This window comes from Actinosynnema sp. NPDC002837, from assembly GCF_040295345.1.
In the GTDB taxonomy this organism is placed as follows: domain Bacteria; phylum Actinomycetota; class Actinomycetes; order Mycobacteriales; family Pseudonocardiaceae; genus Actinosynnema.
In genome coordinates, this window is sequence record NZ_JBEOVG010000009.1 from 113944 (window position 1) to 128596 (window position 14653).

Here is a 14653-nt window from a genome sequence, read left to right on the forward strand (position 1 = left end):
CCGGTGCGTCGAGCCGGGGCGGGCCGTCGTCACCGGCGCGATAGCTAGGCTGGCGTACTGCGTTGTCACCCCGTTCTCGATGAAGGTGCTGGTACATGGCCAACTTGGTCAACTTGGAGAACGTCTCCAAGTCGTTCGGCGTGCGTCCGTTGCTCGACGGCGTGTCCCTCGGCGTCGGCGAAGGCGACCGCATCGGGGTCGTCGGCCTCAACGGCGGCGGCAAGACGACGCTGCTGGAGGTGCTGGCCGGGCTCGCCCCGCCGGACGAGGGACGGGTCAGCCAGAACCGCGGGCTGCGGATGGCGGTGGTCACGCAGCGCACCGAGCTGCCCGAGGGGTCGACGGTGCGCAACGCCGTGATCGACCCGCTCGGGTTCGACTCCGAGCACGAGTGGGCCTCCGACGCGCGCGTGCGGTCGATCCTCGACGGGATCGGCATCACCGGGTTCGGGCTGGACTCGCCGGTCGCCACGATGTCCGGTGGCGAGCGGCGGCGGGTGGCGCTGGCGGCGGCCCTCGTGCAGGACCTCGACCTGGTCGTGCTGGACGAGCCGACCAACCACCTCGACGTCGAGGGCGTGCGGTGGCTGGCGGAGCACCTGCTGGCCCGGCGCACGGCACTCGTCGTGGTGACCCACGACCGGTGGTTCCTGGACACGGTGTGCAGCCGCACGTGGGAGGTCGTGAACGGGAAGGTCGAGCAGTACGAGGGCGGCTACGCGGACTGGATCTTCGCCCGCGCCGAACGCGCCCGACTGGCCGACACGATCGAGGAGAAGCGCCGCAACCTGGCCCGCAAGGAGCTGGCGTGGCTGCGCCGCGGCGCGCCCGCCCGCACGTCCAAGCCCCGCTACCGCATCGACGCCGCCGAGGCGTTGATCTCCGACGTGCCGCCGCCGCGCGACTCGGTGGAGCTGCTCGCGTTCGCCAAGCGGCGGCTCGGGCGCACCGTGCTGGAGCTGGAGGACGCGACGCTGACCGTGCCCGACCGGGTGCTGGTGCGCGACCTGACGTGGCGGATCGGGCCGGGCGACCGGGTCGGGATCGTCGGGGTGAACGGGTCGGGCAAGACGACGTTGCTGCGGGCGTTGGCCGGTGAGCGCGAGCTGGAGGGCGGCAAGCGCGTCCAGGGGCAGACGGTGAAGCTCGCGCACCTCAGCCAGGAGCTGCACGACCTGGACGGGTCGATGCGGGTGCTGGAGGCCGTGGAGGAGGTCGCGCGGCGGGTCGTGCTGGGCAAGCAGGAGATGTCGGCGTCGCAGCTGGCGGAGCGGTTCGGGTTCTCGTCGCAGAAGCAGTGGACGCCGGTGGGCGACCTGTCCGGCGGTGAGCGGCGGCGGTTGCAGCTGTGCCGGCTGCTGATGGCCGAGCCGAACGTGCTGCTGCTCGACGAGCCGACCAACGACCTGGACATCGACACGCTGCAGCAGCTCGAGGACCTGCTGGACTCGTGGCCGGGCACGCTGGTGGTGATCTCGCACGACCGCTACCTGGTGGAACGGGTGTGCGACCAGGTGGTGGCGCTGTTCGGCGACGGCGGGCTGACCGACCTGCCGGGCGGGATCGAGGAGTACCTGCGGCGGCGGGACAAGCAGAAGGAAGCCGCCGTCGTGCCGAGCGCGAAGCCCGCGTCCGCGCCGTCGTCGGCGGCGGACCAGCGCGCGGCGCGCAAGGAGCTGTCCCGCCTGGAACGGCGGCTGGAGGCGTTGCAGAAGAAGGAGACCCAGCTGCACGCGGCGCTGGCCGAGGCGGCCACCGACCCCGAACGCCTGCTGGCCCTGGACGCCGAGCTGAAGGCCGTCCTGGCCGAGGCGGAGGACGTCGAAGCCCAGTGGCTGTCCGCCGCCGAGTCCGCCGAAGCCTGACCCGCGAGTCCTGAAACTCCAGGACCCCCGAGTTCAACGCTCAGGACCACCCTGAACGGCGAACTCGGGGGTCCTGAGCGTTCGACACGCGAGGGTCAGCGGCCGCGGCGGCGGAGCTCGGTGACGAGCAGCGGCATCAGCTCGTCCACGTAAGCGCAGTCGTAGCCCTGACCCGCGATCAACGCGGTGGCGAACTTCGTCGTCGCCACCTCCGCCGACGACGCGCCGAGCATGCCGTCGAGCGCGATGCCGACCTCCTCCAGCACCCGGTCCACCTGGGACGTCCGGTACCCGCGCTGCGCCGGCCCCGCCAACGGGATCTTGATCGACCGCAGCTGCTTCCACGACGTGATCGGCGGGATGGCGCTCGGGCGCGGCGGTCCCTCGCCCAGCTGCTTCTCCACCCGGGCCAGGAACGCGTCCACCTCGGTCTCGTCGTACCCGCGCCGGCCGAACATGGGCCGGCTGAAGCGGACCTCGCGGACCTCGCGCGCGGTCAGGTCGTCCTGCCCGAGCAGGGTGTTCTCGATCCGGTCGAGGAACTTGTCGACCTGCGACTCCTGGTAACCACGCCGGCCGCGCGGCGGCTTGCCGAAGGCGGCGGTGCGGACGTCACGAGCGGTCAACGGGCGCGTGCCGGGGCCGGGACGGGGTCGCACCGGGGGCGCGGGAGGGGGCAGGGGTGAGGAGGGTGGCGCGAGGGCGGCGGGGGAGGTGAGGGGAGAAGGAGGTACGGGGAAAAGTGGTGCGGGCATTCGCTCCAAGGTCACCACGACGAGGTCGAGGAACGTGTCCACGTCGTCCTCGTCGTACCCCACCTGACCTGGAGGGGCGTAGCTGAACTCGAAGTCCTGCACCTCCCGGGCGGTCAGGTGGTCGCGACCCGCCAGGGTGTTCTCGATCCGGTCGAGGAACGCGTCGATCTCGCCCTCGTGGTAGCCCCGGTTCCCCGGTCTGGGCTTGTGGAACCGCACGCCGCGCACGTCCTGCGGCGTCAGCCGGGCCGCCGGGCGCATCCCGGTCGACGTGGCGTGCGCGCCCTGCGCGGGAGCGGTGGCCTGGCGCCGCTGCGGCGTCGAGCCGAGCGTCTCGGCCGCCAGGTCCATGAACGCGTCGACCTCGGCCGCGTAGTAGCCGGGCCGCGAGGGTCTGAACCGCACCTCGCGCACGTCCTGCTCGGTCACGTCGTCCCGACCGAGCAGCGTTGCCTCGATGCGGTCCAGGAAGGCGTCCACCTGACCCTCGTCGTACCCGGGCTGACCGGGCGGGGGGCGGTGGAAGGCGACCTGCCGCAGATCCCGCGCGCCCAACAGCGGCGCCGGATGTGCCGGCATGTGCTGGCGAGCGTCGAACCCGGCCACCCCATTACCTCCTTCGTGTGGTGTACCGGGGAGTATCGCCGGACGACGCACCCGATGTTTCGCCCTATCGGCTCAATGCGCCGGAAGATCGCTCTACCCTGACGGGCATGAGCCGGTTCGTGGACACGATGGTGGCAACCGCTACGGGCGCCGGAGGACGGGCGCGGGGCATGACCACGGGGGAGCCGAACGCTCCGGTCCGCAGGTCGTGGGCGGAGGTGCACCAGCAGGCGACCCGCATGGCCGGCGCGCTCGTGGCGGAGGGGGTCGCGCGCGGCGAGTCCATCGCCGTCCTGGCGGGCGACCCGGCCGAGATCGCGCCCGCCGTGCAGGCGGTGTGGCTGGCCGGCGGCAGCACGACCATGCTGCACCAGCCGACGGCGCGCACCGACCTCGCCGAGTGGGCCGGTGACACGTTGCGCGTGCTCACCATGATCGGCGCGAAGCTGGTGCTGCTCGGCGCGCCGTTCGACGCGCTGTCGGGCGTGCTGGACGAGCACGGCGTCTCCTACCGCAGGCTGGCCGAGCTGGACGGCGAGCCGCTGGCCGCGCCCGTCGAGGTCGACGAGGACCTGCCCGCGCTGCTCCAGCTGACCAGCGGCTCCACGGCCGACCCGAAGGCCGTCCGCATCACGCACGGCAACCTGTGGTCCAACGCCAAGGCGATGGAGGTCGCCGCCGAGCTCGACCCGGAGACCGACCGGATGGTCTCCTGGCTGCCGCTGTTCCACGACATGGGGATGGTCGGCTTCCTGACCGTGCCCATGCTGTTCGGCATCGACCTGGTCAAGGTCACGCCGGTCGACTTCCTCGGCCGGCCCACCCTGTGGCCGGATCTGATCAGCCGCTACCAGGGCACCATCACGGCCGCCCCGAACTTCGCCTACGCCATCGCCGCCCGCCGCATGCGGGGCGTGGACGACGGCGCGTTCGACCTGTCCAGGCTGCGGATCGCGCTCAACGGCGCCGAGCCCATCGACCCGGCCGCGGTGAAGATGTTCACCGACGAGGGCGCGCGGTTCGGGCTGCGGCCCGAGTGCGTGCTGTGCGCGTACGGCATGGCGGAGACGACGCTGGGCGTGGCGTTCGCGCCGGTGTTCACCGGGCTCTCGGTCGACGTGGTCGACCCGGAGGAGCTGGAGGCGGGCCACCGCGCCGTGCCGGTGCCGCCGGACAGCCCCAACGCGCGGGCGTTCCCGCTGCTCGGGCCGCCGCTGCCGGGCCTGGAGGTGCAGGTCGTGGACGAGCAGGGCAAGCTGCTCGGCGAGCGCGAGGTCGGTCAGCTGCGGGTGCGCGGCGAGGCCGTGACGCCCGGCTACCTCACCGTGGACGGCCCGAGGGACACCCAGGACGCCGAGGGCTGGCTGGACACCGGCGACGAGGGGTACGTGGTGGACGGCCAGGTCGTCGTCTGCGGGCGGCGCAAGGACGTGATCATCATGGGTGGGCGCAACATCTACCCCACGGACATCGAGCGCGCCGCGACCGCCGTGGAGGGCGTGCGCGCGGGCAACGCGGTGGCCGTGCGGCTGGACGCGGGCACGCGGCGGGAGCGGTTCGCCGTGGTGGTCGAGTCGAAGCTGGCCGGTGAGGACGACGCGGTGCGGGCGTTGAGCAAGGAGATCAGCGCGCGGGTCGTGGACGCGGTCGGGCTGCGGCCGTTCTCGGTGGTCGTGCTCAAGCCCGGCAGCCTGCCCAAGACGCCGTCCGGCAAGCTGCGCCGTTCCGCCGCCGCGGGCCTGGTGCCCACCGTGTGATGTCGCCGGCGGAGCGCGCTCTGAGGCACGTGAGGGCGCGGTCGACCGGCACACCGCTCGACCGCGCCCTGCGCGTCACCCTCAACTTCCACCCCGAACGAGTGGTCGCCGCCCTCGCGGACACGGGGCGTTACGTCTCGCAGTTCGTCACCGGCACCGGCAACGGCGGCCTGACCGCGTTCGCCGGTGGTGACCGGTGGCGGTGGGAGAGCCGGATGTTCGGCGGCGCCTACGACGACGCGTCGCCGCACGAGAGGCCGGTGTACGGCGGGCTGAACTTCCGCCTCAGCCCGTACGGCGCGTCACCGCGGTTCGGGTCGTCGCACTTGCGGCTGACCCGGGACGTGGTGGACCGGACCACGTTCTGCTACCCGGACAGCGTGCTGGAGCCGGAGACGTTCGGCACGGCCGACCGGATGGCGTTGATCGAGCTCGCGCGGGCCGACCGCCGCGACCCGCTGGACGACTACGTCGAGGCCCACGTGCACGGTCCCGTGTCGCTGGAGGCCGACGCGGAGGCGCTCGTGCTCGACCCGAGCTACCGGGGCACGGAGGTGGAGGAGGCGGCCTACCGCCTGCCGTGCGCGGTCGAGTGGCACACCGGGTTCCGGCTGCCCGTGGACGAACTGCGCCGCCACCCGGACTTCCGGGGCCCCGAGTACGTCGAGTTGGGCGTGGCGGTCGCGGTGGACGGCGTGCTGACGCCGAAGGTCATCGGCGACGCCCGCGACCGCTACGACCAGCAGGACCTGAAGAAGGTCTGGCACCTGCTCGCCCGCTTCGGCCGCGCCTGACCTCGTTCCCGGCGGAACTTGTGCTCAGTGGAACTTGTGCTCAGTGGAATTTATTCTGGGCGGCTTCCAGCCCCAGCTCCAGCAGCGCCTCCACGGCGTCCGCCGCCCGGTCCAGCTCCAGCGCCAGCTGCTTGCGCTCCACCAGCGAGAAGTCGCGCAGCACGTAGTCGGCGGGGTCCATCCGGCCCGGCGGCCGGTCCACCCCGAACCGCACCCGGTGGTAGTCCTTGGTGCCCAACGACTTCGTGATCGACCGCAGCCCGTTGTGCCCGTTCTCGCCGCCGCCGAGCTTGAGCCGCACCACGCCGAACGGCAGGTCCAGCTCGTCGTGCACGACGATGATCGACGACGGCGGCGCCTTGTAGAAGTTCGCCGTGCCCGCCACCGGACCGCCGGAGGTGTTCATGTAGCCGCGCGGCTTCGCCAGCACGACCCGGCGGCCGGCCAACCGGCCCTCGAGGACCTCGGCGCCGCCCTTGTGGGCCTTGAACTTCCCGCCCACGCGCGCGGCCAGCTCGTCCAGCACGAGGAAGCCGACGTTGTGCCGGTTGCCCTCGTACTTGGGGCCGGAGTTGCCCAGCCCGACGACCAGGGCGACGTCATCGACCACGGAACCGCAACTCCTGCTCAAGCTCGTCCAACAGGGCGTCCACCGCGCGGACCTGGTAGCCCCGCCGCAGCCCGGACGTGGTGGTGAACCTGGTGTGGCGCACCTCGCTGGAGGTCATCCGCCCCCGCCCGTCCAGCGCCGCGGCGGCCCGGCCGAGGAACGCGTCGACTTCGCCGCGATCGTAGCCGTTCGGCGCGCGCGGCAGCTTCACCGCCAGCACCGCCTCGCCGGTCTGCAACGTGGTCGGCGGCACGTGACCGGACCGGAGCTGGTGCTCGCACGCGGCCAGGAAGTCGTCCACGGTCCGCTGGTCGTACCCGCCGGCGATCTCGGTGAACGCGATCGTGCGCACCTGGTCGGGGTGCAGCGGCACGCGTCCGGCCAGCGCGTCGGCGATGCGCAGCACGAACGCGTCGACCTGCGCCGGGTCGTAGCCCTTGCCCCTCTTGCGGGGGAACCGGGTGGCGCGCACCTGCGCCGGGCTCAGAAACGGGAACGGCACGCCGCCCCAGCCGTGCGGCGGGGGAGGCGTGCCGTTCGAGTTGCCCGACGTGATGGGCTCAGCCTTCTTCGGTGGCCTCGGGCTCGGTGCCCTCACCGGTGTCGCCGTCCAGCTCGGCGGCGGTCGGCGCGGCGTTCACCGCGAGGACCATCGCCTCGCCGTCGGTCACCAGCGTGGTGCCGGCCGGCAGGACCAGGTCGGAGGCGTGCACCTGGGTGCCCGCGGCCAAGCCCGCGATGGAGTACTCGACCTGCTCGGGGATGTTGAGCGCGTCGGCCTCCACCTGGATGGTGGTGAGGTCCTGCGTGAGCAGGGTCGCCGCGGCGGCGTCGCCCGTGAGGACGATCGGCACCTCGACGGTGACCTTCTCGCCCCGCTGCACGAGCAGCAGGTCGACGTGCTCGATGTAGTTCTTGATGGGGTGCGTGGTGACGGTCTTGGTCAGCGCCAGCTCGGTGGAGGACTCGATGTCCAGCGTGAGAACTGCGTTGTGACCGTGCTCGCGGACAACACGGGCGAACTCGAGCGCCGGCAGGGCCAGGTGCTTCGGGTCGGAACCGTGGCCGTAGAGCACCGCGGGGATCTTGCCGGCGCGGCGGGTGCGGCGGGCGGCGCCCTTGCCGAACTCGGTGCGCTGCTCTGCGGCGAGACGGACCTCGGACACGGTGGGGCTCTCCTAACGGTCTGGCCTGGTAAACGTCGGCGGGTACGTCGGGCGGGGCGAAGCGGGGGTTGGCCTGCGGCGGCGGGCGGCGCGGAGGGTGAACACGCGCGGCATCACAACCGCCGCGTCGATCACGCCGAGCGTGATGCTCGCCCTCGCCGAGGCAACCTGGCCAGTGTAGGCCGACTCTCGGGACGGGGCCTAATCGGGGTTGCCAACGCGCCGATCCGGCACTAGGCCGGGCCACTCGCCCGCTCGATGACGGCGAGTTCGCCCAGGATCGCCGGGAGCGCTTCCGGGACCATCCGGCAGAGGGCGCGGATGCTCGACGTCCAGTCCAACACCCGTCCCTCGGACGCGAGGACGCGGGCCAGCAGGCGTCGCCCTGGCCCTGGTTCGACGGCGTCGACCAGGTGCAACGCCCTGGTCGGCTCGTCGGCTGTGGTAATCGAGTCGACGAGGGCACCCGCGCGGTCCGGGTCGCCCGACTTGAGCAACGCCGAGGCGACGGCGGCGAGTGCGTCGCCACGCCACCACGGATCCGCGATCGACCAGGCGAGTTGGTGCGCCCGGTCGTGGTCGCCGAACGCTATGACGGCTTCGGTCACCGCCACGAGCGCTGTCGCTTCGGCATGCGCCTCGCTCGCCGAACGGGCCGCAGCCTCGGCACGGTCCAGCAACAGCTCCGCCCGGTCGAGGTTGCCTGCGGCCACCATCGCGGTGATCACCTTTGTGATCTGCCGGCTGGAGCGCCCAGACTCGATCAGCGAGAGGACGATCGCCTCGGCCCGGTCGAGGTCACCGGCTCTGATGGCGGCATCCGCCACCCGGCCGGTCATGTCGTCGCGGGAGTAGCGCGTGGTGATGGAGCCGGCCAGCGTCTCGGCCCGGTCGAGGTCGCCGGACGCGATCGCGATCTCGACGGTCAACTCGGCCGCTGTCTCCCGGTGGTCGGCCTCCCAACCGGCGACGAGTTCCGCCGCCCGGTCGAGGTCCCCGGTGGCGATCGCCGCGCGGACCACGTTGGCGACCGCGAACCGCTGACGTGCCGGCTGGGGGATTCGGGCGACAAGGCCCGCCGCCCGCTCCAGGTCACCGTCGAGGATCACGTCCCGCACGAGCGACTCCAGCAGGTGGCTGCGGTAGTCCGGGTCCGGGATGGAGAGGGCCAGTTCCTCGGCGCGTTCGAAGTCGCCGTCGGCCGCCGCAGCGTGGACCCGTGACGCGGCCGTCTGGTTGTCCTGCTCCGGCTCCGCCGAACCGTGTCGTCGAGTTCGCAGGCGGTACGTGTCCGATGTTCGCCCGAGTGCCCCGCTGCGGAAGATGGGCTCGATCACCGAGTAGGCGAGCGCTTCCGCTTCGGCGCCCCGACCCGCCGCGCCGAGGTGCCGGACGAGAGCGGAAATCGCGTCGTCGCGTCCGAAGAGGTTCGTGATGCCCAACGCGGCGGCCTTGGCCTTGTCGAGCAGCACGTCGGCGCGTTCGGGATCGTTTTGACGCGTGGCGGTGGACAGGGTGGCCAGCACTTTGCTGCGGCTGCCCGGCTCAGCGATGGAGTCCGCCATGGCCTCGGCCTGCCCGATGTCGCCGGTTCGGACCACTTCGTCGATCAACGCGGCCAGCACCCGGCTCTGACGGGTGGCGTCGGCGGCGCGTCGCGCGACGGCGGTGGCCTGGTGAAGCGCCCGCCGCGCCGTCTTCACGTCGCCGCGCCCGGTCGCTGCCCTGATGACGGCGGCGAGCGCCCAGCCCCGGTACCCGGGTGTCGAGATCGACTCGGCGAGCGCCTCGGCCTGGTCGAGGTCGCTGTCGACCAGGGCCCGCGTCACCAGGACGAACGCTCGGTCCCGGGAGTCGGCGTCGATGATCGAACCGGCCAGGCGCCGTACCCGGTCGACCTCACCGACCGCGATCCCGGCCTGGACCACCGCGTGCAGCGCCCAGCTCTGTGCGCTCGCGTCCGGCAGGGCGCGGGCGGCGGTCTCGGCCCGCGCGAAGAGCCGTTCGACCCGATCCCGGTCGTCGGCGGCGATCGCCGCGCGCAGCGCCCACGCCAACGCCTGGCTGTAGCGGATCGGGTGACCGGTGAACTCGACGAGCGCCTCGACCCGGTCGAGGTACCCGGCGGCCCGGTCGGCGGCCCCGAGGCCGAGCGTCGCTTCAGTCAGGGCGTGCAACGCCCGGCTGCGGTGCCGAACCTCGGTGATGCTGTCGGCCAGCGCGTCGGCGCGGTCGAGGTCGCCGGCTGTGATGGCCGCGTAGACCGCTGCGAGCAGCACGCGGCCCTGGTGCATGGCGGCCACCTCGGTGCCCAGGCTGCCCGTGCGGGTGAGGAAGTCGGCCTCTTCTTCCGGGTCATCGGTGCGGATCACCTCGCGCACCGCGGTGGTGAGCGACTGACCCGGGGCGGTGGCGTCGGTGGTCGACCGCGCGGTCGACAGGACCAAGTCGAACACCTGACCGGCCAAGACGTGCCCGGACACCGCCCCGGCCACGCGGACCAGGGAGTAGCCGCGTCGCGCGGTGTCCACGATCTGGTGCGCCGCGGCTGAAGCACGCTGGAGTTCGCCACGCTCGACCAGGCGGCGGACCACCGTGTCCAGCACCCGCCCTTGAGCCGCAGAGTCGGTGATCGACAACGCCAGGGCCTGCGCACGATCGAGGTCGTCGACCTCGACCTCGACCACGGCTTGCAGAGCTTGACCACGGCTGCGGGTGTCCTCGATCGAGCGGGCCAGGTCGGTCGCCCGCGCCAGGTCGCCCCGCTCGGACTCGACCACGGCACGGAGCGCTTCGCCGCGGAACCGGCGGTCCGCGATCGACGCGGCCAGCCGTTCGGCGCCGAGGTGATCTCCGAGACGGATCATCGACCGGGACAGAGCCGCCATCGCCCTGCCTTGCCGATAGGCGTCCTTCACCAGCCGGAAGGTCCCTTCGGCCCGTGCGACCAGCGTTCGGGCCTGATCGAGGTCGCCACCTTCCACGGCCGCCTTGATGATCGACTCCAAAGCGTCACCGTAGTAGTCGATCCCACTGATGGCCGAGGCCAGGTCGACGGCGCGGTCCAGATCACCGAGTCGGATCACCGCTTCGACGGTCGTCCGCAACGCGCGGTCACGTTGGTTGCCTTCGCTGAACGAGGTCGCGAGCGCCTCGGCCCGGTCGACGTGACCGATGCCTGCCCAGAGCGAGGGCAGGTCGCGGGGAAGCCACTTGTTGCGGCCGGTGAGGTGGTCGCGGTGCACGGCCAGCTTGCTCATCGTGACCAGGTCCGGCTCCTCGGCGGACAGCACGACCTGCTGCGTGGCGGCGAGCTCGGCCAGCGCCGCACCGTCGCCACCGGACAGCTCCAGCATGCGGTCGTGCCGGTTGGGGTCTGTGCAGCACCGAATCATCGAGTCCAGGTCACCGGCGGCGGTCAGCATCGCGAAGTAGCCCCGGAGCAGGTACTCCGGTGTCTCGGCGGGCCACTGCCGGTCGCGGTAGGTCCGGACCCAGTCGTGGATGCGGTCGCGGTACTCGCGCATGCGGCCGGGGCCGAGCATGTCGATGGCTTTCACGTGCAGGTCCTCGTGGCCGAGGAGGTAGACGTCCGGTGACCGGTCCGGCGCGTAGTGGGCGTTGCGCCTGCTGAAGCTGCGGCCCGTCACCGCCCGCAAGTGGTCGTCCACGTCCCACTCCGACCAGCCCGTCAGCTCCGCCAGGTCGGCCGCGGTGAGGCCGCCGCCCGCCGCGGTGAGCAGGCCGAGCAGGTCCTGCTCGGTCGGCGAGCCGTGCAGCAGGCGCTTGAGCTCGCGTTCCATGTCGGCGCGTTCGGCCTGCGCGGCCGGTGACGTGGTCAGCGGCCGGACGACGTCCGGGTCGCGCAGCGGGTGGTGGTCGGGGACGTCGCTCGGGATCGGCGGGTTCGGGCGGCCGGCGACGACCACCCGCAGGCCCGCCGGCGGGGCGACCGGCAGCAGCGCCGCGATGCTGTGGGCGTCCGGGCCGGTCGTCACGCCGCGGTCCTCGTCGAGGCCGTCCACCAGCAGCACGAGGTGCTCGCCGCGGTCACGGCACGCCTCGGCGGCCTCGGTCAGCAGGCCGAGCAGGTGGGCCTCGCGGGTCGACTCGGTCAGCAGCGGCGGCAGGTCCTGCCCGAGGATCGTGACCAGCTGCTCCAACACGTTGTCGATGAACGCGTTGCGGTCGTTCTGGGCGGCCAGGCGGGCGGTGATGAAGAACGACACCACGCGGACGCCTGGCGGTGGGCTCAGCACGAACGTCGACATCAGCGCCGACTTGCCCGACCACGCCGGCGCACGCCACCAGCGGTAGGGAGTGGGAGAGGACGTGCTGAACGAGGCCAGGTCGGCCAGCTCGGCCTCACGACCGATCAACTTCGGCGGCGCGATCCGCCGCACCTGCTCCCGGTACCTGGTCTTCACCGGGGCGCCGGTCACCAGGTTCACGTCGCCGTGCACGACGCCGATCTGTGCGACCGGGCCGTGCACGGTTCCCGACACCGAGTTGGACGTCGAAGGGCCCGGTACGTCGCGCGTGCCGGGCCCTTCGCGTTCGAGCGCCATCCGGGGATCATCCCGCAGGGCGCGCGGGGTGTCAGGCGTTGCCGTCGAACAGCGAGGTCACCGAGCCGTCCTCGAAGACCTCCTGGATCACGCGCGCCAGCAGCGGCGCGATCGGGAGGACGGTCATGGCGTCGAAGCGCTTCTCCGCCGGGATCGGGAGGGTGTCGGTGAACACCACTTCACGGGCGCCGCAGTCGCGCAGCCGCTCGATGGCCGGGCCGGACAGGACCGGGTGGGTGGCGGCGATGACGACGTCCGACGCGCCCTCGGACAGGAGCTGGTCCACCGCCTTGGTGATCGTGCCGCCGGTGTCGATCATGTCGTCGATCACGACGCACAGCCGGCCCTCGACCTGGCCGACGACCCGGTTGGCGACGACCTCGTTCGGCCGCAGCGGGTCGCGGGTCTTGTGGATGAACGCGATCGGCGTGCCGCCGAGGGTGTCCGCCCACTTCTCGGCCAGCTTGGTGCGGCCGGCGTCGGGCGAGACGACGGTGATCTCGCGGCCCGCGTACTTGGCCTTGATGTGCTCGGCCAGCAACGGCATGGCCCACAGGTGGTCCACCGGGCCGTCGAAGAAGCCCTGGATCTGCGCGGTGTGCAGGTCCACGGCCACCAGGCGGTCCGCGCCCGCGGTCTTGAACAGGTCCGCGACCAGGCGGGCCGAGATCGGCTCGCGGCCGCGGTGCTTCTTGTCCTGCCGCGCGTAGGGGTAGAACGGCATGATCACGGTGATGCGCTTCGCGGACGCGCGCTTCAGCGCGTCCACCATGATCAGCTGCTCCATCAGCCACTGGTTGATGGGCGCGCAGTGGGACTGGATCACGAACGCGTCGCAGCCGCGCACGCTCTCCTCGAACCTCACGAAGATCTCGCCGTTGGCGAAGTCGTACGCCGACTGCGGGGTCACCGACACGTTCAGGTGCTTGGCCACCTGCTCGGTCAGCTCGGGGTAGGCCCGCCCGCCGAAGAGCATCAGGTTCTTCTTGGGTGTCCCGGCCATCGTGGGGTTCACGTCAGCGCCCTTCATCGGTTGTGCCTGCATTCTCGGGCGTCAGAGCGCGCTCCGCCGCTTCGGCCGAAGGCGTGCCCGCACGGCGGGACACCACCCATCCGTCCAGGTTGCGCTGGGGTCCGCCGGACACAGCCAGCGCGCCGGGCGGCACGTCGCGCCGCACCACGGTCCCCGCGCCGGTGTACGCGCCGTCGCCGACGGTGACCGGCGCGACGAACATGTTGTCCGAGCCGGTGCGGCAGTAGGACCCGATCGTGGTCCGGTGCTTGTGCACGCCGTCGTAGTTCACCGTGACGCTGGCCGCGCCGATGTTGGAGTGCTCGCCGATGGTCGTGTCACCGATGTAGCTCAGGTGCGGCACCTTGCTGCCGGCGCCGATCTCGGAGTTCTTCGTCTCCACGAAGGTGCCGATCTTGCCGCGCTCGCCGAGCCGGGTGCCCGGCCGCAGGTAGGCGAACGGGCCCACGAACGCGCCCGCGCCGATCTCCGCGCCGGAGCCGTGCGTGCGCACCACGGTCGCGCCCGCGCCGATCACGCACGCCGACAGCGTGGTGTCCGGGCCGACGACCGCGCCCTCTCCGACGGTGGTGCCGGCCCGCAGCTGCACGTTCGGCTCGATCAGCACGTCCCGCTCCAGCCGCACGTCGGCGTCCAGCCACGTGGTGGCCGGGTCGACGACGGTCACGCCCGAGCGCATCGCGGCCTCCACCAGCCTGCGGTTCAGCTCGGCGCCCAGCCTGGCCAGCTGCACGCGGTCGTTCACGCCCTCGACCAGCCAGGCGTCCGACGTCACCAGCGCGCCCACGCGCCGGCCGTCGCCGCGCGCGATGGTCAGCACGTCGGTCAGGTACAGCTCGCCCTGCGCGTTGTCGGTGGACAGCCGGGACAGCCCGTCGCGCAGCACGGCCGCGTCGAACGCGTACACCCCGGAGTTGATCTCGGTGATCTCCCGCTGCTCGGGCGTGGCGTCCTTCTGCTCCACGATGCCCTCGACCGAGCCGTCCGCGGACCGCACGATCCGCCCGTACCCGGTGGGGTCGGCCACCACGGCGGTCAGCACGGTGACGGCGTTGCCGCGCGCGCCGTGCTCGGCGAGCAGGCCGCGCAACGTGTCGGAGTCCAGCAGCGGCACGTCGCCGTAGGTCACCACGACCGTGCCGCCGAGGTCGGCGGGCAGCTCGGCGAGCCCGCAGCCGACCGCGTGCCCGGTGCCCTTCTGCTGCTCCTGCACCGCCACGGTGACCTTGCGGTCCAGCGCGGTGGACAGGCTGTCGAGGTGGTCGGCGACCGCGGCGCGGCCGTGGCCGACCACGACGGCGAGGTGGTCCGGGTCCGTCCCGGCGGCGGCGCGCACGGCGTGCTCCACCAGGGAACGACCCGCGACGCGGTGCAAGACCTTCGGGGTGGCTGAGCGCATGCGGGTGCCTTCACCCGCTGCGAGGACGATCGTGCTGACTGGGGTGGGGACACCCTCGAGCATCAGCGCTCTCCCTAGCTGAGTGCGTGCCTTCAGCGGG

10 protein-coding genes are annotated in these 14653 nt (G+C 72.2%); 3 read left to right on the forward strand and 7 right to left on the reverse strand.

The genetic code is table 11. The annotated features are described in order from the left end of the window. Window positions 1-95 precede the first annotated feature (95 nt). Entirely contained in the window at window positions 96-1865 is a 1770-nt protein-coding gene (locus tag ABTZ99_RS09570; RefSeq protein WP_498783295.1) for an ABC-F family ATP-binding cassette domain-containing protein, read from the forward strand. A gap of 95 nt (window positions 1866-1960) precedes the next feature. Here ABTZ99_RS09570 and ABTZ99_RS09575 read toward each other — a convergent pair whose 3' ends face one another. Next, window positions 1961-3199 (reverse strand): DivIVA domain-containing protein, encoded by a 1239-nt coding sequence (locus ABTZ99_RS09575; RefSeq protein ID WP_499609958.1) that lies wholly within the window; start codon window positions 3197-3199, stop codon window positions 1961-1963. A gap of 134 nt (window positions 3200-3333) precedes the next feature. On the opposite strand from ABTZ99_RS09575, the gene ABTZ99_RS09580 reads away from it, so the two are divergent. Together ABTZ99_RS09580 and ABTZ99_RS09585 are read left to right on the forward strand one after the other, a co-directional pair. Continuing rightward, window positions 3334-4983: a fatty acyl-AMP ligase gene (locus ABTZ99_RS09580; RefSeq protein WP_498783292.1), complete on the forward strand. Its 1650-nt coding sequence runs from the start codon at window positions 3334-3336 to the stop codon at window positions 4981-4983. Beyond that, entirely contained in the window at window positions 4983-5777 is a 795-nt protein-coding gene (locus ABTZ99_RS09585) for a DUF3626 domain-containing protein (protein ID WP_498783290.1), read from the forward strand. Before ABTZ99_RS09580 ends, ABTZ99_RS09585 begins: the two co-directional genes overlap by 1 nt. Before the next feature lie 40 nt (window positions 5778-5817). Here ABTZ99_RS09585 and pth read toward each other — a convergent pair whose 3' ends face one another. The 6 genes from pth to glmU form a co-directional block, all read right to left on the reverse strand. Next, window positions 5818-6387: an aminoacyl-tRNA hydrolase gene (gene pth, locus ABTZ99_RS09590; protein WP_498783288.1), complete on the reverse strand. Its 570-nt coding sequence runs from the start codon at window positions 6385-6387 to the stop codon at window positions 5818-5820. Further along, window positions 6377-6985 carry a DivIVA domain-containing protein gene (locus tag ABTZ99_RS09595; protein ID WP_498783286.1) on the reverse strand — a complete coding sequence of 203 codons (609 nt, stop codon included), beginning with the start codon at window positions 6983-6985 and terminating at the stop codon, window positions 6377-6379. Before ABTZ99_RS09595 ends, pth begins: the two co-directional genes overlap by 11 nt. After that, on the reverse strand, window positions 6948-7553 hold the full coding sequence (locus ABTZ99_RS09600) for a 50S ribosomal protein L25/general stress protein Ctc (protein ID WP_498783284.1): 606 nt from the start codon (window positions 7551-7553) through the stop codon (window positions 6948-6950). The genes ABTZ99_RS09595 and ABTZ99_RS09600 overlap by 38 nt, the downstream gene beginning before the upstream one ends. Window positions 7554-7786: 233 nt before the next feature. Continuing rightward, window positions 7787-12121 carry a hypothetical protein gene (locus ABTZ99_RS09605; RefSeq protein ID WP_499609964.1) on the reverse strand — a complete coding sequence of 1445 codons (4335 nt, stop codon included), beginning with the start codon at window positions 12119-12121 and terminating at the stop codon, window positions 7787-7789. Window positions 12122-12152: 31 nt separating this feature from the next. Next, a complete protein-coding gene (locus ABTZ99_RS09610) occupies window positions 12153-13124 on the reverse strand; it encodes a ribose-phosphate diphosphokinase (RefSeq protein ID WP_498783340.1) in 972 nt (323 codons plus the stop codon). Window positions 13125-13137: 13 nt separating this feature from the next. Beyond that, on the reverse strand, window positions 13138-14616 hold the full coding sequence (glmU, locus tag ABTZ99_RS09615) for a bifunctional UDP-N-acetylglucosamine diphosphorylase/glucosamine-1-phosphate N-acetyltransferase GlmU (RefSeq protein ID WP_499609967.1): 1479 nt from the start codon (window positions 14614-14616) through the stop codon (window positions 13138-13140). Between the last annotated feature and the right edge of the window lie 37 nt (window positions 14617-14653).